The sequence below is a fragment of the Paraburkholderia sp. SIMBA_053 genome, from assembly GCF_046534895.1.
In the GTDB taxonomy this organism is placed as follows: Bacteria; Pseudomonadota; Gammaproteobacteria; order Burkholderiales; family Burkholderiaceae; genus Paraburkholderia; species Paraburkholderia caledonica.
Genome location: NZ_JAWRXU010000001.1, coordinates 1,057,191 through 1,074,894, shown reverse-complemented (window position 1 = coordinate 1,074,894; position 17,704 = coordinate 1,057,191). Strand labels below are relative to the sequence as shown.

Genomic DNA, 17,704 nt, shown 5'->3' with positions numbered 1-17,704 from the left:
TGAATTCAGTGTCAAGCTCGCGTTCGGTGTCACGCCAGACCTGATTGAAGCAAGGAAGGAAACATGAAAATCGTTCGCGCCGATGTGATCGTCACGTGCCCCGGCCGCAACTTCGTCACGCTCAAGATCGTCACCGATGAAGGCGTGCACGGTATCGGCGACGCCACGCTCAACGGTCGCGAACTGGCGGTTGCCTCGTATCTGAAAGATCACGTTTGTCCGCTACTGATCGGCCGCGACCCGGGCCGTATCGAAGACACCTGGCAGTATCTGTACAAAGGCGCGTACTGGCGCCGCGGTCCAGTCACGATGACGGCCATCGCCGCGGTCGACATGGCGCTATGGGACATTCTCGGCAAGGTCACGGGGATGCCGCTGTACAAGCTGCTCGGCGGGGCATCGCGCGAAGGCGTGATGGTGTACGGACACGCCACGGGTCGGGACATTCCAGAAGCGCTCGACCGTTACGCCGAGCACATCGAGGCCGGCTATCAGGCGATTCGCATCCAATGCGGTGTGCCGAACATGCGCTCGGTATATGGCGTATCGAAAGGCAGCGGCATGTACGAGCCGGCGACGAAGGGCGCTGTTGAAGAGCAAAGCTGGTCGTCGGAAAAGTATCTCGACTTCGTGCCGAAACTCTTCGAAGCGGTGCGCGACAAGTTCGGCTTCGACACGCATCTGCTGCACGACGTGCACCATCGCCTGACGCCGATCGAGGCGGCGCGCCTTGGCAAATCCGTTGAGCCGTATCGTCTGTTCTGGATGGAAGACCCCACGCCCGCCGAGAACCAGGCCGGCTTCCGGCTGATACGTGAGCATACGGTCACGCCCATTGCGGTCGGCGAAGTGTTCAACAGTATCTGGGACTGCAAGCAGTTGATCGAGGAGCAACTGATCGACTATATCCGCGCGACGTTGACGCACGCGGGCGGCATTACGCATCTTCGGCGCATTGCCGATTTTGCTTCGCTCTACCAGGTGCGCACGGGCTGTCATGGGCCGTCGGATCTCTCGCCGGTCTGCATGGGTGCGGCGCTGCATTTCGACCTGTGGGTGCCGAACTTCGGCGTGCAGGAATATATGGGCTTTCCCGAAGAGGCGCTCGAAGTGTTCCCTCATGCATGGCGCTTCGACCACGGCATGATGCATCCGGGCGATGCACCGGGTCATGGAGTCGACATCGACGAAGCCGCCGCTGCGCGGTTCCCCTACGATCCGGCTTATTTGCCCGTTGCACGTCTCGAGGACGGCACGCTATGGAACTGGTGACCAACGAGTGATGCAGCGCCGTCGCTGAGGTCTTATTTACCCCGCCTTTTTGCCGCGCTTAATCGAATTAATCGAATTCGCGCATCTGTCATACCGGAGTCCACCATGCTTGCAGCCGTGCTTCACGAACCCAAACTGATTCGCATCGACGAAGTCGATCCGCCGGAGCCGGGCCCCGGTCAGGTGCGAGTGCGCGTTCGCGCCGGCGGTATTTGCGGCTCCGATCTCTCGTATTACTTCAAGGGCAAGAGCGGCGATTTCGCGGTGCGCGAGCCGTTCGTGCTCGGGCACGAAGTGGCGGGCGAAATCGATTCGCTAGGTGAAGGCGTGAGCGTCGATGCACGCCTCGTGCCGGGTCAGCGCGTCGCCGTGAACCCAGGGCTCGCATGCGGAACATGCAAGTACTGTACGGTAGGGATGCCTAATCATTGTCTGAACATACGCTTCATGGGCAGCGCGTCCACGTTTCCTCACACGCAGGGCATGTTCCGCCAGTACATTGTCGTGGCGGCGCGCCAGTGCATTCCGGTCGCGAACAGCGTCGACTTCGCGCAGGCGTCGATGGCCGAGCCGCTCGCCGTCGCGCTGCATGCGGTGAAACGGGCAGGCTCGCTGGTCGGCGCAAGCGTGCTGTTGATCGGCTGCGGCCCGATCGGCTGCATCCTGCTTTCGGTGGCGCGGCGTGCAGGCGCACATCGGGTCGTCGCCGTCGATCTGTCGAGCCGGGCTTTGCAGGTTGCCGCTCAACTGGGCGCGGACCAGACGGTCAATGCCGCCGACAGCGCGACGATCGAGCAATGGTCTGCACAGCGCGGCACGTTCGACGTGGTGATCGAAGCGTCCGGCAGTCCCGCGGGACTCGAAACGGCTTTGCGGTCAGCGCGTGCGGGCGGCACGGTAATCCAGGTCGGCAATTTGCCTGCTGGACAGTCGCCGGTTGCGGCCAATCTTGTGATGTCGAAGGAGCTTCGCTATCAAGGTTCGTTTCGCTTCACCGACGAATATGCGATTGCCGCCGATGAAATCGCATCGGGCAAGGTCGACCTGCGTCCGCTAATGACGCACGCATTTGCGATGAGCGATGCAAACCAGGCATTCGAGGTCGCTCTGGACCGCTCGCAGTCCATGAAAGTACATCTGAATTTCGACTGAACCCGCACGCCCGCAGGCGCGTTGCAGACACGTTCCTCGATGGGCGCAACACATTCACAAGCCGTTCCAACGCCCGTCAAGAGGCGCAATGAAGGAGACATCGCATGATAAAGAGTCAACGCTGGTTTGTTGTCGCACTGCTCTTTCTGGCGGGCGTTATCAATTATCTCGACCGCTCGGCACTATCTATCGCCGCGCCGCTCATTCAGAAAGACCTGAACTTTTCGCACGCGCAAATGGGCGTTGTGTTCAGCAGTTTCTTCGTGGGCTATGCGTTGTTCAATTTCGTTGGCGGCGTGCTGTCGGACAAGGTCGGCGCGAAACGCGTGTTCGGCACTGCAATGGGCGTCTGGTCTTTGTTCTGCGGCGCCACGGCGCTCGCGACCGGCATCGGTTCGCTGATCGTGTTGCGTGTGCTGTTCGGCATGGGCGAGGGGCCGTTCAGCTCGTCGAACAGCAAGATGGTCAACAACTGGTTTCCTCGCAAGGAAGTGGCGAGCGCGATCGGCGTGATCAGTTCCGGCACGCCGCTCGGCGGCGCGCTGGCGGGCCCGGTGGTGGGTTTCATGGCGGTTCAGTTCGGCTGGCGTTGGGCGTTCGTCGCGATCATGTTACTCGGGCTGCTATGGCTCGTCTTTTGGGCCGCGACCACGACCGAGCATCCGCAACAGAATCCGCGCGTCACAAGCGACGAGATGCAATTGATTCTCGCCGGCCAGGCCGATGAACACGCGCTCGCGCATTCCGCCGACGGCTCGAAGCTCGGCCTCGGTCACTTTCTGCGCAAGCCGATTATTCTCGCAACTGCCTTTGCCTTCTTCTCGTACAACTACGTGCTGTTTTTCTTTCTCTCGTGGTTTCCTACCTATCTGACCGAGGCGCACCACCTGAGCCTGCATGACATGAGCATCGCCACGGTGATTCCATGGGTGCTCGGCAGCATCGGCCTCGCGGCCGGCGGCTTTATCTCTGACCTGATTCTGCGTTTGACGGGCAAGCCGCTGTTGTCGCGCAAGATCGTACTGGGGACATGTCTTGGCGCGGCGGCGGTGTGCGTTGCACTGGCGGGCCGCGTCGCCAGCACGGAAAGCGCGGTTGCGCTGATGTCGGTGTCCATCTTCTTCCTGTATGTGACGGGCGCCGTTTATTGGGCCGTCATTCAGGACACGGTTCCGCGTGAACACGTGGGCGGCGTCGGCGGCTTCGTGCATCTGCTGGCGAATCTTGCGGGCGTGATCGGGCCGGCTGTCACCGGCTTCATCGTTCAGGCGACCCACGGCGCGTATGGCAGCGCATTCGTGCTGGCGGGAGGGATCGCGGTACTCGGCGCGGTGTGCTCCCTCGTGTGGATTCGCGAGCCGCGCGCAAGCACGCTGGCGGTCGAACGTGCATGGTAGTATGGTGCACAGCTTCGCAGGGTGCATCACCGTGCATTTAGTAACGGCCAGGCACCGATGCGCCGAGGCAGCCATCCACTCGATGCTCTTTCGTAGTTTGCAAAATGTCGACCAGGAATCTCTCCGCCAGCAAGCCGCCCATTGGAGCGAACGCCACGCTCGCTGAACCCCGTGCGCGGCGTCGTGCGGGCGCGCAGGCTGGCGTGCATGTCCCACTGCCAGATCTAACCGAGAACGTATCGTTCGATTCGCACGAGCCCATCGGCAAGCAGATCTTCCGCGCTTTGCGACAGGCCATTTTCGTCGGCCAGATGGTACCCGGCACGCCGCTCTCGGAGAAGGAAGTGTCGGACATGTTCCAGGTGTCGCGGCAACCAGTGCGCGAGGCATTCATCAAACTGGTCGAAGCGGGCGTGCTGCAGGTCCTGCCGCAACGCGGCACCTTCGTGAAGCGCATCTCTCCGCGCCAGGTGCGCGAAGGGCGCTTTATCCGCGAAGCGATCGAGACGGCGGTAGTGCGCAAAGCAGCAGTGTCGATTACCGATGAGCAATTGCAGGCGCTCGCCGACAATCTGCGCGAACAGAAGCTCGCGGCAAAATCGAATGACACGGCCGCGTTCCTCGCGCTCGACGAAGCGTTCCACTACGCGATTTCGCAGGCGATAGACTGCACTGCCGCGTGGGAAACCATTCAGGACATCAAGGCGCAAATGGATCGCGTGCGCTACTTGAGTTTGCCGGACGTGTCGCCCCTCGATCTGCTGATCAAGCAACACGCGAAGATCCTGGCCGGTTTGCGCGCACACGATCCCATCGCCGCCGAAGACGCCATGCGCAGCCACCTGCGTGAAATCCTCGTGTCGCTCGGTCCCATCGCCGCGCGTAACCCCGCCTGGTTCGAGACCGACGAACCGGAGCGCGTGCCGCTTTCCACGTGAAAACGTCGCGCTGAGCGGGTCCCGCAAAGCGTCGCGTTGTGGCAAAGTGTGCCGTTTCAATGCCACGAGGTGAGGGGCCAATGACAGGTCGCCTGGTCTATGTGATGGGGCCGTCCGGCGCGGGTAAAGACGCGTTGCTGGGTTTCGCTCGCAAGCGCCTTGCGGGCGAGCCGATTCTCTTCGCGCATCGTTACATTACGCGGCCAAGCGGCAACGGCGAAGAACATATCGCGTTAAGCGTCGAGGAATTCGCCGCTCGTTCATTGCTGGGTCTCTTCGCGCTCGAATGGTCCAGTCATTCGCTGCGCTATGGCGTGGGTATCGAACTCGACGCATGGCTCGCGCGCGGTTGCACGGTAGTCGTCAATGGCTCGCGCCAGTACTTGCATCATGCGCTTGCGCGCTATCCTCGTACCGAAGTCGTGCATGTGGACGCTGCGCCTCATATTCTCGAAGCGCGTCTCGGTGCGCGGGCGCGGGAATCGGCGGAGCAAGTAGCCGCGCGGCTCGCACGGCACGCTCCTTTTTCTTTGCCCGACGGCGTTCGCTGCAAATCAATCGACAATTCAGGCGAGCTGGAAGAGGCCGGTCAGGCGCTGATCGCATTCCTCGAGGCTAAAGCCGGGCTATAGTTCTCGCCTTCGCTGCGTCAGCGGTAAGCAGGCGGCAGTCTTACTGCTGCCTTGGCATCCGCTTTCATACAGCTTCACTTCACGGAGTCTCTTGCAAATGAGCGAAAGCGCGCGTTACACCGAAGTAGCCGATCTGATCCCTGCCGCCGAAAGCCTGCGCGAAATTCGCCATCACATTCATCACCATCCCGAACTTGCCTACGAGGAGTTGCAAACCGGCGCGCTCGTCGCCGGGAAGCTCGAGGAATGGGGCTGGCAGGTCACGCGCGGTGTCGGTCAAACCGGTGTGGTCGGCACGCTCAAAGTAGGCGACGGCAAGCGCAGCATCGGCATTCGCGCCGACATGGACGCGCTGCCGATCATCGAGCAAACCGGTCTGCCTTACGCGAGCGGCACGCACGGCAAGATGCATGCGTGCGGCCACGACGGCCACACGACAATCCTGCTCGGTGCCGCGCAACGTCTCGCCGCCACGCGCAATTTCTCGGGCACGGTGCACTTGTACTTTCAGCCGGCCGAAGAAAGCGGCATCGACAGCGGCGCGAAGAAAATGATCGAAGACGGCCTGTTCGAGCGCTTTCCATGCGACGCCGTGTTCGGTCTGCACAATCATCCAGGCGCGGAACCGGGCGTGCTGCTGTTCCGCAAGGGGCCGTTCATGTCGGCGGGCGACAAGGCGATCATCACGGTAGAAGGCGTGGGCGGCCACGCGGCGCGCCCGCATCTGACGGTCGATCCGGTGGTGGTGGCGGCAAGCATCGTCATGGCGTTGCAGACCATCGTTGCGCGTAACGTCGATCCGTCGCAACCTGCGGTCGTGACAGTCGGCTCGATGCATGCGGGTACGGCAAACAACGTGATCGCGAGCACGGCGAGGCTCGAACTGAGCGTGCGTTCGTTCAGCCCTGAAGTGCGTGCGTTGCTTAAAAAGCGCATTACCGAACTCGCGCAAACGCAGGCCGCGAGTTATGGCGGCAAGGCCGTCGTCGAATATATCGAAGGTTATCCGGTCGTCGTTAATTCGGATGACGAAACAGATTTCGCGGTAGAAGTGGCGCGCGAACTGGTAGGCGACGACAAGGTCGTTGCGCAGACCGACATACTGATGGGTAGCGAGGACTTCGCTTTCATGCTGCAGAAGCGGCCGGGCACGTTTCTACGCATCGGCAACGGAGTGGGCGAGGACGGCTGCATGGTGCACAACCCGCATTACGACTTCAACGATCAGAACCTGCCGGTTGGTGCGGCATTCTGGACGCGGCTGGTGGAGCGGTACCTCACCCGCTGACCACAGTTGCGGGCGCGGGGCGTGAACATTCGAACAGCGGTGGCAAAACTGCCGCTGATTCAACCACGCCTTGCCACCATCTCCGATACGGTTTGCGCAGCCTGCTGCAGCGGCTCGAGAAACGCCTTGACCATCTGCCTGGCCGAATTGCGTTGCGCGTTGCCGCTGATATTCATTGCCGCGATCACGCGTCCCTGCCGATTGCGGATAGGCGCCGACAGCGAAATCAAACCGCCTTCCAGTTCCTGATCGACAATCGCCCATCCTTGGCGGCGCACCTGCGCGATCAGTTTCTTCAGCTCTTCTTTGTCCGTTACCGTGCGCGGCGTGTGGGCGTAAAGCGGCGACGAATTCAGCGTGGTTTCGAGCGTCTCGTCGTCGAGTGCGGAGAGCAGCACGCGGCCCATCGACGTGCAATACGCCGGCAGGCGGCTGCCGATCGACAGGTTGATCGTCATTATCTTGTGAGTCGGCACGCGCAACACGTAGACGATCTCCGTGCGGTCTAGCACGGCCGCCGAGCAGCTTTCGTGCACCTGTGCGGACAATTCTTCCATGACTGGCTCAGCCAGATTCCAGAACGGCATCGACGTCAGGTACGCGAACCCGAGGTCGAGAATTTTCGGCGTCAGCCGAAACAGGCGGCCCTCGGCTTCGACGTAGCCGAGCGTCTGCAATGTCAGCAGGATGCGCCGCGCACCCGCGCGCGTGAGGCCCGTGGCAGCGGCGACGTCGGTAAGCGTCTGCTCGGGGCGCGTCGCGTCGAACGCGCGAATCACCGCGAGGCCGCGCGCAAACGACTGCACGTACGAGTCGCCCGGTTTGTCCGGGGCCGGTTCGGCGCTGGCGGAAACGTCGGGGGACGGCGGCGGGGCTTTGCTCATGGACCTGGAAATGTGTGCGAAACGTGCGTTCGTAAGGCTTGGATACCGTCCGCGGTGACTCGATGGTCGCGACGGTGCGCAAAGGCGTGACGATAGCTTAAGCCTTCTGTTTCGCCAACTTCACGGGTCTTCGGACAAAAAACCCAGGGTTTGCGTGGATGTAACCGGCATCGAAAATTTGTATGATGACCCGATGACATGACAATCGAGAGATTCGATGTTCGACAAGATTCCAGCCCGCGCATTGAGCGACACCGTCGCGCAGCAGCTTCTCAAGCAGATCGACAAGGGCACCTTCGCACGCGGCGGCAAGCTGCCCACCGAGGCCGTGCTCGCGCAGCAATTCGGCGTGAGCCGCACGGTGATCCGCGAGGCGATTTCGCGGCTGAAGAACGAAGGTGTGGTCGAGCCGCGCCAGGGCAGCGGCGTCTTCATCGCGGCGCACGGCGCGATCCGGCCGCTGCGTATCGACTACGCCGAAGCGGTCGAGCCGGGGTCGGTCGTACAGATTCTCGCGCTGCGGCGGGCGATTGAAGCGGAAGTCGCATCCGAGGCCGCGATGCGTCGCACCGACGCCGACATGATGTCCATCGACGCGGCCCTCGCGAAGATCGACGAAGCCGTCGCGGAAGGCGAGGACGGCGTGACCGAAGACGTCGCGTTTCATCGCGCGATTGCGGGAGCAACCGGCAATCCGTATTTCCTCAAGACGCTGACGTTCCTGAATCAGTATCTCGAAGCCGGCACGGTTGTCACGCGCCGCAACGAAGCACTGCGCGAAGACTTCTCGCGTCAGGTGCGCGAAGAGCACGCGGCCATTGCAGCCGCAATTCGTGCCGGCGATCCCATGGCCGCGCGCAACGCGGCGCAAACGCACATGTACAACGCGGCAAGGCGGCTCGCGGAAGCGGGCATTCGCTGATGCCGAGATACGCCGGCGAGTGTTGCGAAGTCGGCGCACGCGATGCAATTCCCACAAGCGCGTAACAGATTCCATAGAGGTGCAGCATGTCCAGAAATGTCGGTGTCATCGGTCTCGGTGCAATGGGTTTGGGCGTCGCGCGTTCGTTGCTGCGTGCGGGCTTGCGGGTCCACGCGTGCGATCTGCGCAGCGAAGTCCTGCAGGCGTTCGTGAAAGAAGGCGGCGTGGGATGTGCGTCGCCAGCCGAACTCGGTGCGCAATGTGACGTGGTCATCACACTGGTCGTGAACGCCGCGCAAACCGAGGCGGTGTTGTTCGGCGAGCAGGGCGCGGTCGCGGCGATGAAGCCGGGCGGCGTCGTGATCGCGAGCGCGACGGTCGCGCCCGACTTCGCAATCGAACTTGGCAAGCGCATCGAGGCAGCAGGTTTGCAGATGCTCGATGCGCCGGTCTCGGGCGGGGCGGCGCGCGCCGCATCGGGCGAGATGACGATGATGACGTCCGGTCCCGCCGCCGCTTACGCGGCCTGTGAGGACGTGCTTGCCACGATGGCGGGCAAGGTTTATCGCCTGGGCTCCGCGCATGGCGCGGGATCGAAGGTCAAGATCATCAACCAGTTGCTGGCCGGCGTGCATATCGCCGTGGCCGCGGAGGCGATGGCGCTCGGCCTGCGCGAAGGCGTCGATCCGGACGCACTTTACGACGTGATCACGCACAGCGCCGGCAATTCGTGGATGTTCGAGAACCGCGTACCGCACATACTCAACGGCGATTACACGCCGCTGTCGGCCGTCGACATCTTCGTCAAGGATCTCGGCCTCGTGCTCGATACCGCGCGCCGTTCGAAATTTCCGCTGCCGCTATCGGCGGCGGCGCATCAGATGTTCATGATGGCGTCCACAGCCGGTCACGGCGGCGAAGACGACTCCGCGGTCATCAAGATTTTCCCCGGCATCGACGTGCCGGCGGCAAAGTGAACAGGAGCGCGTCATGACCGCTACGACACAACGCGCGCTGCTCGGCTGTATCGCCGACGATTTCACCGGCGCAACCGACCTCGCCAACATGCTGGTGCGCGGCGGAATGCGCACGGTGCAAACCATCGGCGTGCCGGAGAAGGGAGAAACGATCGAAGCCGACGCGCTCGTGGTCGCGCTGAAGTCGCGCACGATCCCCGCAGCTGACGCAGTCGCGCAATCGCTTGCCGCCCTCGACTGGCTGCGCGCCCAGGGCTGCCGCCAGTTCGTTTTCAAATATTGCTCGACCTTCGATTCGACTGACGCAGGCAACATTGGGCCGGTGACGGATGCGTTGCTGGATGCGCTATCCGCGCAAGGTTCTGCCAGTGCTTTCACGATTGCCTGCCCCGCGTTCCCCGAGAACGGCCGCACCATTTTTCGCGGTCATCTCTTTGTGGGCGATACGTTGCTCAACGAGTCGGGCATGGAGAACCATCCGCTCACGCCGATGCGCGACGCCAACCTCGTGCGCGTGTTGCAACGTCAGACGCAATCGAAAGTTGGGCTCGTGCGTTACGACGCGGTGGCCCAAGGTGTATCGGCCGTGCGCGAATCGTTCGACGCATTGCGTAACCAGGGCGTGCGCATGGCAATTGCCGACGCGGTCTCCGACGCCGACCTATACGTGCTTGGCGAAGCGTGCGCCGATCTGACATTGATCACAGGCGGCTCCGGTATTGCGTTGGGCTTGCCGGGTAACTTCCGTCGCGCGGGCCTGCTCGATTCGCAAGCTGATGCCGCGCAACTGCCCCACGTCGAAGGAACGTCCGCAGTGCTCGCCGGCAGCGCGTCGAAAGCGACCAATGCGCAAGTCGCCGCCTGGCGCGAAACACGGCCTGCGTTTCGCATCGACCCGCTTGCTGCTGCGCGCGGCGAAGCGGTTGTCGAACAGGCGCTGGCCTTCGCGCAAACATATCTCGACAAAGCCGAGCCCATGCTCATCTACGCGACCGCCACGCCCGACGAAGTGAAAGCGGTGCAACGCGAACTCGGTGTGGACCGGGCAGGACATCTGGTCGAATCGACGTTGGCGGCGATTGCCCGCGGCTTGCACGAGCGCGGTGTGCACAAGTTCGTCGTGGCGGGCGGCGAGACCTCGGGCGCGGTCGTGCAGGCGCTGAATGTCCGCACGTTGCGCATCGGCGCGCAGATCGATCCCGGCGTTCCGGCGACGGCAACCGTGGGCGCGCAACCGCTCGCGCTGGCACTGAAATCCGGCAACTTCGGCACGACGGATTTCTTCGAAAAAGCGCTGCGTCATCTGAACGGAGCCGCGCAATGAGCAACGCGCCCGCAGTCCACGCCACGAACGAAGCGCGCGTACGCGAGGAAATATGCGTGACTGGCGCGAGTCTTTATCAACGAGGCTATACGGTCGGCAGCGCAGGCAACATCAGCGCGCGGCTCGATGACGGCTGGCTGATCACGCCGACCGATGCGTGCCTCGGTCGGCTCGATCCGGCCGACATCGCCAAGGTCGACTTCGACGGCAATGCGGTGTCGGGCGGCAAGCCGTCGAAAACGCTCGCGCTGCATCGCGGCATCTATGCGCGCAACGGCGAAACGCGCGGCATCGTGCATACGCATTCGACGCATCTGGTCGCACTGACGCTCGCGGGCGTGTGGAGTGAGGCCGACGTACTGCCGCCGATCACGCCGTACTACGTGATGAAAGTGGGCCACGTGCCGCTGATTGGTTACCGCCGGCCCGGCGATCCGCAAGTGGCCGCGCAGATCGCCGCGCTCGCCGATAGCGTTCGCGCGGTGCTGCTCGAGCGTCTAGGCCCAGTGGTCTGGGAACGTTCGGTCGCGCATGCGTCATATGCACTTGAAGAACTCGAAGAGACCGCGCGTTTGTGGCTCATGACAAATCCTCGACCGGCGCCGCTCGACGAAGCGTCGCTCGAAGAACTGCGCAGCGCGTTCGGCGCGCGCTGGTAGCAACCGCTCACATCAATCAGATCGCCCAAGGCGACGCGTTATACAACCATCCCAGGAGACATTGCATGAGTTCGTATCAGGCCGTATCCAGCCAGCCGTTCGCGGCGGCCGCGGGTCAACCCGGCGCCGCGGAAGTCGAGCGTACATATAAGAAAGTGTTCTGGCGCATCGTGCCATTCTTGATGCTTTGCTACGTGGTCGCGTATCTGGATCGCGTGAACGTCGGCTTTGCAAAGCTGCAAATGTCGCAAGACCTCGCGTTCAGCGAAACGGTATTCGGCCTCGGTGCAGGCGTGTTCTTTATCGGCTACTTCCTGTTTGAATTGCCGAGCAACATTCTGATGCACAAGCTCGGCGCGCGCATCTGGATCGCACGGATCATGATTACCTGGGGTGTCATGTCAGCGCTATTCGTGTTCGTGAAGACGCCGACCCAGTTCTACATCCTGCGCTTTCTACTTGGTCTCGCCGAAGCAGGTTTTTATCCGGGCGTGATCCTGTATCTGACTTACTGGTTTCCGTCGCATCGGCGTGCAAAGATCATTGCGGTGTTCATGTCGGCGATTCCGGTGTCGGGCATCTTCGGCAATCCGCTGTCAGGCTGGATCATGCAGGCGTTCCATCACAGCTCGGGTCTCCAGGGCTGGCAATGGATGTTCCTGATCGAAGCAATTCCGGCGGTGGCGATCGGTATCGCCACGATCCTGTATCTCGACAACGGAATTGCGAGCGCAAAGTGGCTGAGCGAAAGCGAAAAGCGCCTGTTGACCGATGAAATCGCCGCATCGCAGCCGAAGGAAAAAGCAAACGCTCATTCGCTGCGCGCGGTGTTTCGCGATCCGCGTACATGGTGGATGTCGCTCATCTACTTCGCGTTCGTCACCGGGCAATACGGCCTGACGTTCTGGATGCCGACGCTCGTCAAATCCACGGGCGTGAGCGGCGCATTCAACATCGGTCTGCTGAGCGCGATTCCGTTTGTCTGCGCGATCGTCGTGATGAATCTGATGGGACATAGCGCGGACAAGCGCCGTGAGCGCCGCTGGCATCTGATCGTGCCGGCGTTGTTCGGCGCCGTGGGCTTCACGGTCGCGGCTTCGTTCGCGAGCAACACGGTGGTGTCCATCGCGTTTCTGTCGCTCGCCGCTGCCGGCGTGCTGACTTGCGCGCCGCTCTTCTGGTCGCTGCCGACGGCATTCATGTCGGGCGCGACCGCAGCGGCCGGCATCGCGATCATCAATTCGATCGGTAATCTCGCGGGTTTCGCGAGTCCCTACATGATCGGCTATCTGAAGGATCTCACGCACAGCACGCAGACCGGCATGTATGTGCTGGCCGGCATGCTGGTGATCGGCGCGATCGCTACGTGGCTCACGCCGGCCAGACTGGTCAATCGCTAAAAGCGCCGCGCGGCGCCTACGTTGCTGCTCCAGCTTCGGTTGCCGCGCGCTGAACACAGCTTCAAAGGAGTTGCCGCCATGCCTCGCTTCGCCGCCAATCTGTCGATGATGTACAACGAGCACGCTTTTCTGGACCGTTTCGCTGCTGCCGCAAAAGACGGTTTCAAAGCGGTCGAGTTTCTGTTTCCGTACGATTTTCGCGCCGCGGAGATCAAGGCGCGGCTCGACGCCAACGGTCTGACACAAGCGCTCTTCAACGCGCCGCCGGGCGACTGGGCGAGCGGCGAGCGCGGCATCGCAACGCTGCCCGGACGTGAAGACGAGTTCCGCCGCAGCATCGAAACGGCTCTCGACTACGCGCGTGTCATCGGCAACCGCAAGCTACATGTGATGGCGGGCCTGATCGGCGCAGATCAGCCGCGGGAGCGGCATCGCGAGGTGTATCTGCAAAACCTCGCGTACGCCGCGAAGGCCGCGCAAACCGAGGGCATCATGATTGTGATCGAACCGATCAATACACGCGACATGCCGGGCTTTTTCCTGAACCGGCAGGACGAGGCGCAAGCAATCTGTGCGGAAGTCGGCGAGCCGAATCTCAAGGTGCAGTTCGACTGTTACCACTGCCAGATCGTGGAAGGCGATCTCGCGGTGAAGCTCAAGCGCGATCACGCGGGCATCGGTCACATTCAGGTTGCAGGTGTACCGGAGCGGCACGAGCCGGATACGGGCGAGATCAATTATCCGTATCTCTTCGACGTCATCGACTCACTCGGCTACGACGGCTACATCGGCTGCGAATACCGGCCGCGCGCCGCGACTTCCGCGGGACTCGGCTGGCTCAAACCGTATCTGAACGCCGCTTGATCACAATATAACGAGGACACTAGCCAATCATGAAAGTACTGATAACCGGCGGCGCGGGATTTCTCGGCCAACGCCTTGCGCGCGAACTGCTCTCGCGCGGTTCGTTGAGCGACGCGCAAGGCGCGCCGCAAGCGATCACCGAACTCGTCTTGCTCGACGTCGTGCAAGCGAACGATTTCGGCGACAGCCGCGTGCGCACCGAAGTGGGCGATATCGCGGAGCGCAGCGTGCTCGAGCGTGCAATCGACAGCAACACCGCGGCGATCTTTCACCTTGCCGCGATCGTGAGCGGTCAGGCGGAAGCCGACTTCGATCTCGGCATGCGCATCAATCTCGACGCGTCGCGGCTGCTACTCGACGTTTCCCGCGAACGCGGACACCGGCCGCGCGTGGTGTTCACGAGTTCGGTCGCGGTGTACGGCGGCGACTTGCCCGACATCGTGCAGAACGATACTGCGCTGAATCCCCAATCGTCGTACGGCGCGCAAAAGGCAATTGCCGAGTTGCTCCTCAACGACTATTCGCGGCGCGGTTTCGTCGACGGACGCGTGCTGCGGCTGCCCACGATCAGCGTGCGGCCCGGCAAGCCGAATGCGGCGGCGTCGTCATTTGCGAGCGGCATCATCCGCGAGCCGTTGAACGGCGAAGAGGCTGTGTGCCCCGTCAACGGCGCCACGCGGCTGTGGCTGCTGTCGCCGCGCAAAGCGATCGAGTGCCTGATCGCCGGGCTCGAACTCGATGCCGCCGCGCTGGGCAATCAACGAGTGCTGAATCTGCCGGGCATCTCCGTGAGCGTCGACGAGATGGTGGCGGCGCTGCGCGAAGTGGCTGGCGACGAGGTCGCGAAGCGGATCGTCTGGCAGCCGGACGCGCGCATCGAAAAAATTGTCGGTAGCTGGCCGGGACGTTGGGACACATCGCGCGCCGAACAACTGGGCCTGCGCGGCGAGCAGACCTTTGCCGACGTGATCCGCGCCTATATCGCGGACGAGGGCGTGAAGGTTCGCTGAAGTTTCGCTGAAGGTCCATTAGAAGGTCACTAAAGCGCCCGCCGGACCTCGCGTTGCGGCCCCGCAGCGCGGCGGCGGCGCGGGCGCATCAATTGTCAGACGCTTGCCCGGCGCGGCTGACGCCTCTCACGTATTCCCTGATGACGGGCGGAGCGCGCTTGACAGCGTTTCCGCCACGCGCCTATTATCGAGCCTTGTTGTTCGATATATGACCGTATGTTCGCACAAAGAACAAAACGGCTGGCAACTCGAACGCATCGTTCACCATCCTGCGCTAAGCTGAATTCACGCGACGGCTGCCCGGCAGCCGCCCGGCCGATGCTCGACGCATCCGCCCGCGCCACGCATTCATGCTGACGGCACGGCGCGCGCAGCACATCACTGGAGACATGACATGACCGAAGCATTCCTGTGCGACGCGATTCGCACCCCCATCGGCCGCTATGCGGGCTCGCTGTCGTCGGTTCGCGCAGACGATCTGGGCGCGGTGCCGCTGAAGGCGCTGATGGAGCGCAACAAGAACGTCGACTGGAGCGTCATCGACGACGTCATCTACGGCTGCGCGAATCAGGCTGGCGAAGACAACCGCAACGTAGCGCGCATGTCGCTGCTGCTCGCAGGGCTGCCTAAAGACGTGCCGGGCTCGACCGTGAACCGCCTGTGCGGCTCCGGCATGGACGCGGTCGGGATCGCCGCGCGCGCAATCAAGTCCGGCGAGGCCGCGTTGATGGTGGCAGGCGGCGTCGAGAGCATGAGCCGCGCACCGTTTGTCATGGGCAAGGCAACGAGCGCGTTTTCGCGCCAGGCAGACATCTACGACACGACCATCGGCTGGCGTTTCGTCAATCCGTTGATGAAGCAGATGTACGGCGTCGACTCGATGCCGGAGACCGGCGAAAACGTCGCGACCGACTACAACATCAGCCGCGCCGATCAGGATGCGTTCGCACTTCGCAGTCAGCAGAAAGCCGCGCGCGCGCAGAAGGACGGCACGCTTGCGCAGGAAATCGTCGGCGTGACGATCGCCCAGAAGAAGGGTGATCCGATCACCGTGTCGCAAGACGAGCATCCGCGTGAGACGAGCCTGGAAACGCTCGCGAAACTGAAGGGCGTGGTGCGCCCGGACGGCACGGTAACGGCAGGCAACGCATCGGGCGTCAACGACGGCGCAGCGGCGCTGCTGCTGGCCAACGAAGAGACGGCCAAGCGGTTCGGCCTCACGCCGCGAGCCCGCGTTCTCGGCATCGCGACGGCGGGTGTCGCGCCGCGCATAATGGGCATGGGCCCGGCGCCCGCCGCACAAAAATTGATGGCGCGCCTGAACATGACCATCGATCAGTTCGACGTGATCGAGTTGAACGAGGCGTTTGCTTCTCAAGGTATTGCGGTGCTGCGCACGCTCGGCGTGGCAGACGACGACGCACGCGTGAACCCGAACGGCGGCGCAATCGCGCTGGGTCATCCGCTCGGCATGAGCGGCGCGCGCCTCGTGACGACCGCGATGTACCAGCTGCAACGCACGCAGGGACGCTTCGCACTGTGCACGATGTGTATCGGCGTGGGGCAGGGCATCGCAATCGCAATCGAACGCGTGTGATGGTCTAGCGCGCGTGCGTGCGTGCGCGTGTGTGCGTATGTGGCGCTTCGCGTTACCAAACAGCCTCTTCGCTGCCGCGAAGAGGCTGTTTCTTTTTGCGTCGCGCGTTTGCAAGCGTCGTACCGCCTCGCAATTGAAGCTTCCTGTAAGGCATGTACAATCGTTGCGCTACATCTTTAGTCAAGCGTCCTGAATATTTCCCATTGGACATTATGCGAAATGGGCAACATAGCCGGGACGATTTTTCAAGGAGAGCGTAAATGAATGCAGCGACGATAGGAGCAGCATTGACGGCAGCGGTGCTCGCCGCGGCTCAGCCGGCGTGGGCGCAAGAGCCCTTGGCGAGCGCCGCGCAAGGTGTCGTCAGTGCCGTGCAGCCTGTGCATATGAAGGCCACCATCGTGGGCATCGATCCTGGCAGCCGCTCGCTCACGCTGCAGGGGGCGAACGGCAACGTTGTGATCGTGCTCGTGGGCCAGCAAGTCGCCGGTTTCGAAAAACTGAAGGTGGGCGACCACGTGGATGCGCTGTATAAAAACGCGCTGCTGGTCAAGGCCGAGCGAGTGACAGGAAAAGGCAAGGGCATTCGTGAACGCGTCGATACGCAGGTCTACACACCTGCGTCGGGCGGCTTCGAATCGGCGCGTCAGGTCGAAGTGCTTGCCACCGTGCAAAAGATCGATCGCAAGCGGCGCCTTGTCACTCTGCGCGGCGCGTATCAGACCCAAACGCTCGAAGTCGGTCCGCAAGTCGATCTTGCAGACGTGAAGGTGGGCGACACGATTCACGCGGTATTCGTTTCGGCCGCAGCTGTACAAGTTACGCCGCAAGACGCAGCGCAAAGCACGCCTCAATGAAGCGTATGTCGTTGCGCGGCGCGAGGGCCTTCAGGCCATCGCGCCGTTGTTTTTTCAGGCTCGTGCTGCGCATGCAGCGAGTTCACGCGACATGCGCGGAGCCTGACAACGCATTTCAGCGCGGGCTCGGCGGCCCCAGGCTCAAACCGGCGAGCCGGCCGAGCCAGCGCGCGAGAATGCCTTTCGCGGGCAGCGCGGAGCTCAGCGAGACATGCGCTGTTCGTTCGCCGTCAGCGCTGAGCCATATGCGTTCGCCGCGCTGCAGGGTGAACGTTTGACCCGGCGCGATCCAGTGATCGTACGGAGAACTGATGCGGGTCAGCCAAAGGCGCGCCCCCTTCACCGTAAGCGTGCTGTCCGCCTCGATACGCCATGTCAGCGTGGCGCCTGGCACGACCGGGAAATGCACGACCACCTTCGGTAGACGCTCGTCCTGGTAATACGCATAACGATGTGCGTCGTCTTCCATGCACTGCGGGCTTGCCTGATCCATCTTGCTCTCCGGTTTGGAGCCGGCCGACAGAGGCGCCC

17 protein-coding genes are annotated in these 17,704 nt (G+C 62.5%); 15 read left to right on the top strand and 2 right to left on the bottom strand.

What is annotated here, in order from left to right; translation table 11 throughout:
- Window positions 1-63: 63 nt before the first annotated feature.
- From manD to SB753_RS04850, 6 genes are all read left to right on the top strand, one after another.
- The gene (gene manD, locus SB753_RS04875; RefSeq protein WP_131318228.1) at window positions 64-1,272 is read left to right on the top strand and encodes a D-mannonate dehydratase ManD; all 1,209 of its coding nucleotides are present in this window, start codon (window positions 64-66) and stop codon (window positions 1,270-1,272) included.
- A 105-nt stretch (window positions 1,273-1,377) separates the two neighbouring features.
- Window positions 1,378-2,424: an L-idonate 5-dehydrogenase gene (locus SB753_RS04870; protein WP_410799257.1), complete on the top strand. Its 1,047-nt coding sequence runs from the start codon at window positions 1,378-1,380 to the stop codon at window positions 2,422-2,424.
- A 104-nt stretch (window positions 2,425-2,528) separates the two neighbouring features.
- The gene (locus SB753_RS04865; protein WP_410799256.1) at window positions 2,529-3,821 is read left to right on the top strand and encodes an MFS transporter; all 1,293 of its coding nucleotides are present in this window, start codon (window positions 2,529-2,531) and stop codon (window positions 3,819-3,821) included.
- Window positions 3,822-3,925: 104 nt separating this feature from the next.
- Entirely contained in the window at window positions 3,926-4,759 is an 834-nt protein-coding gene (locus SB753_RS04860; protein WP_020066544.1) for a GntR family transcriptional regulator, read from the top strand.
- Between the two features lie 80 nt (window positions 4,760-4,839).
- Window positions 4,840-5,391 carry a phosphonate metabolism protein/1,5-bisphosphokinase (PRPP-forming) PhnN gene (gene phnN, locus SB753_RS04855; protein WP_310066338.1) on the top strand — a complete coding sequence of 184 codons (552 nt, stop codon included), beginning with the start codon at window positions 4,840-4,842 and terminating at the stop codon, window positions 5,389-5,391.
- Between the two features lie 97 nt (window positions 5,392-5,488).
- Complete coding sequence (locus SB753_RS04850) at window positions 5,489-6,679, top strand: M20 aminoacylase family protein (RefSeq protein WP_410799254.1); 1,191 nt, start codon at window positions 5,489-5,491, stop codon at window positions 6,677-6,679.
- 59 nt (window positions 6,680-6,738) lie between these two features.
- Here SB753_RS04850 and SB753_RS04845 read toward each other — a convergent pair whose 3' ends face one another.
- The gene (locus SB753_RS04845; RefSeq protein WP_020066541.1) at window positions 6,739-7,563 is read right to left on the bottom strand and encodes an IclR family transcriptional regulator; all 825 of its coding nucleotides are present in this window, start codon (window positions 7,561-7,563) and stop codon (window positions 6,739-6,741) included.
- Window positions 7,564-7,780: 217 nt separating this feature from the next.
- Between SB753_RS04845 and SB753_RS04840 the strand changes: the two genes are divergently transcribed.
- The 9 genes from SB753_RS04840 (at window position 7,781) to SB753_RS04800 (ending at window position 17,173) form a co-directional block, all read left to right on the top strand.
- Window positions 7,781-8,485 carry a FadR/GntR family transcriptional regulator gene (locus SB753_RS04840; protein WP_020066540.1) on the top strand — a complete coding sequence of 235 codons (705 nt, stop codon included), beginning with the start codon at window positions 7,781-7,783 and terminating at the stop codon, window positions 8,483-8,485.
- Between the two features lie 86 nt (window positions 8,486-8,571).
- On the top strand, window positions 8,572-9,462 hold the full coding sequence (ltnD, locus tag SB753_RS04835) for an L-threonate dehydrogenase (RefSeq protein ID WP_410799252.1): 891 nt from the start codon (window positions 8,572-8,574) through the stop codon (window positions 9,460-9,462).
- A 13-nt stretch (window positions 9,463-9,475) separates the two neighbouring features.
- Window positions 9,476-10,786: a 3-oxo-tetronate kinase gene (otnK, locus tag SB753_RS04830; protein WP_410799250.1), complete on the top strand. Its 1,311-nt coding sequence runs from the start codon at window positions 9,476-9,478 to the stop codon at window positions 10,784-10,786.
- The gene (locus tag SB753_RS04825; RefSeq protein WP_410799248.1) at window positions 10,783-11,445 is read left to right on the top strand and encodes an aldolase; all 663 of its coding nucleotides are present in this window, start codon (window positions 10,783-10,785) and stop codon (window positions 11,443-11,445) included. The genes otnK and SB753_RS04825 overlap by 4 nt, the downstream gene beginning before the upstream one ends.
- A 65-nt stretch (window positions 11,446-11,510) precedes the next feature.
- Window positions 11,511-12,845: an MFS transporter gene (locus SB753_RS04820; RefSeq protein WP_020066536.1), complete on the top strand. Its 1,335-nt coding sequence runs from the start codon at window positions 11,511-11,513 to the stop codon at window positions 12,843-12,845.
- A 78-nt stretch (window positions 12,846-12,923) separates the two neighbouring features.
- Window positions 12,924-13,709 carry a 2-oxo-tetronate isomerase gene (gene otnI, locus SB753_RS04815; protein WP_410799246.1) on the top strand — a complete coding sequence of 262 codons (786 nt, stop codon included), beginning with the start codon at window positions 12,924-12,926 and terminating at the stop codon, window positions 13,707-13,709.
- Window positions 13,710-13,738: 29 nt separating this feature from the next.
- Entirely contained in the window at window positions 13,739-14,719 is a 981-nt protein-coding gene (denD, locus tag SB753_RS04810; protein WP_408162817.1) for a D-erythronate dehydrogenase, read from the top strand.
- 394 nt (window positions 14,720-15,113) lie between these two features.
- Window positions 15,114-16,316, top strand: coding sequence for a 3-oxoadipyl-CoA thiolase (gene pcaF / locus SB753_RS04805; protein ID WP_020066533.1), 1,203 nt, complete (start codon window positions 15,114-15,116; stop codon window positions 16,314-16,316).
- A 260-nt stretch (window positions 16,317-16,576) separates the two neighbouring features.
- Window positions 16,577-17,173, top strand: a complete 597-nt coding sequence (locus tag SB753_RS04800) for a hypothetical protein (RefSeq protein ID WP_020066531.1) — start codon at window positions 16,577-16,579, stop codon at window positions 17,171-17,173.
- 115 nt (window positions 17,174-17,288) lie between these two features.
- On the opposite strand, the gene SB753_RS04795 is transcribed toward SB753_RS04800, so the two are convergent.
- Window positions 17,289-17,666 (bottom strand): DUF2917 domain-containing protein, encoded by a 378-nt coding sequence (locus SB753_RS04795; RefSeq protein WP_410799244.1) that lies wholly within the window; start codon window positions 17,664-17,666, stop codon window positions 17,289-17,291.
- Window positions 17,667-17,704 lie beyond the last annotated feature (38 nt).

Bases quoted from the DNA above. Each gene is read 5' to 3' on its own strand.
- manD (WP_131318228.1), top strand. From the start codon at position 64: ATGAAAATCGTTCGCGCCGATGTGATCGTCACGTGCCCCGGCCGCAAC.
- SB753_RS04870 (WP_410799257.1), top strand. From the start codon at position 1,378: ATGCTTGCAGCCGTGCTTCACGAACCCAAACTGATTCGCATCGACGAA.
- SB753_RS04865 (WP_410799256.1), top strand. From the start codon at position 2,529: ATGATAAAGAGTCAACGCTGGTTTGTTGTCGCACTGCTCTTTCTGGCG.
- SB753_RS04860 (WP_020066544.1), top strand. From the start codon at position 3,926: ATGTCGACCAGGAATCTCTCCGCCAGCAAGCCGCCCATTGGAGCGAAC.
- phnN (WP_310066338.1), top strand. From the start codon at position 4,840: ATGACAGGTCGCCTGGTCTATGTGATGGGGCCGTCCGGCGCGGGTAAA.
- SB753_RS04850 (WP_410799254.1), top strand. From the start codon at position 5,489: ATGAGCGAAAGCGCGCGTTACACCGAAGTAGCCGATCTGATCCCTGCC.
- SB753_RS04845 (WP_020066541.1), bottom strand. From the start codon at position 7,563: ATGAGCAAAGCCCCGCCGCCGTCCCCCGACGTTTCCGCCAGCGCCGAA.
- SB753_RS04840 (WP_020066540.1), top strand. From the start codon at position 7,781: ATGTTCGACAAGATTCCAGCCCGCGCATTGAGCGACACCGTCGCGCAG.
- ltnD (WP_410799252.1), top strand. From the start codon at position 8,572: ATGTCCAGAAATGTCGGTGTCATCGGTCTCGGTGCAATGGGTTTGGGC.
- otnK (WP_410799250.1), top strand. From the start codon at position 9,476: ATGACCGCTACGACACAACGCGCGCTGCTCGGCTGTATCGCCGACGAT.
- SB753_RS04825 (WP_410799248.1), top strand. From the start codon at position 10,783: ATGAGCAACGCGCCCGCAGTCCACGCCACGAACGAAGCGCGCGTACGC.
- SB753_RS04820 (WP_020066536.1), top strand. From the start codon at position 11,511: ATGAGTTCGTATCAGGCCGTATCCAGCCAGCCGTTCGCGGCGGCCGCG.
- otnI (WP_410799246.1), top strand. From the start codon at position 12,924: ATGCCTCGCTTCGCCGCCAATCTGTCGATGATGTACAACGAGCACGCT.
- denD (WP_408162817.1), top strand. From the start codon at position 13,739: ATGAAAGTACTGATAACCGGCGGCGCGGGATTTCTCGGCCAACGCCTT.
- pcaF (WP_020066533.1), top strand. From the start codon at position 15,114: ATGACCGAAGCATTCCTGTGCGACGCGATTCGCACCCCCATCGGCCGC.
- SB753_RS04800 (WP_020066531.1), top strand. From the start codon at position 16,577: ATGAATGCAGCGACGATAGGAGCAGCATTGACGGCAGCGGTGCTCGCC.
- SB753_RS04795 (WP_410799244.1), bottom strand. From the start codon at position 17,666: ATGGATCAGGCAAGCCCGCAGTGCATGGAAGACGACGCACATCGTTAT.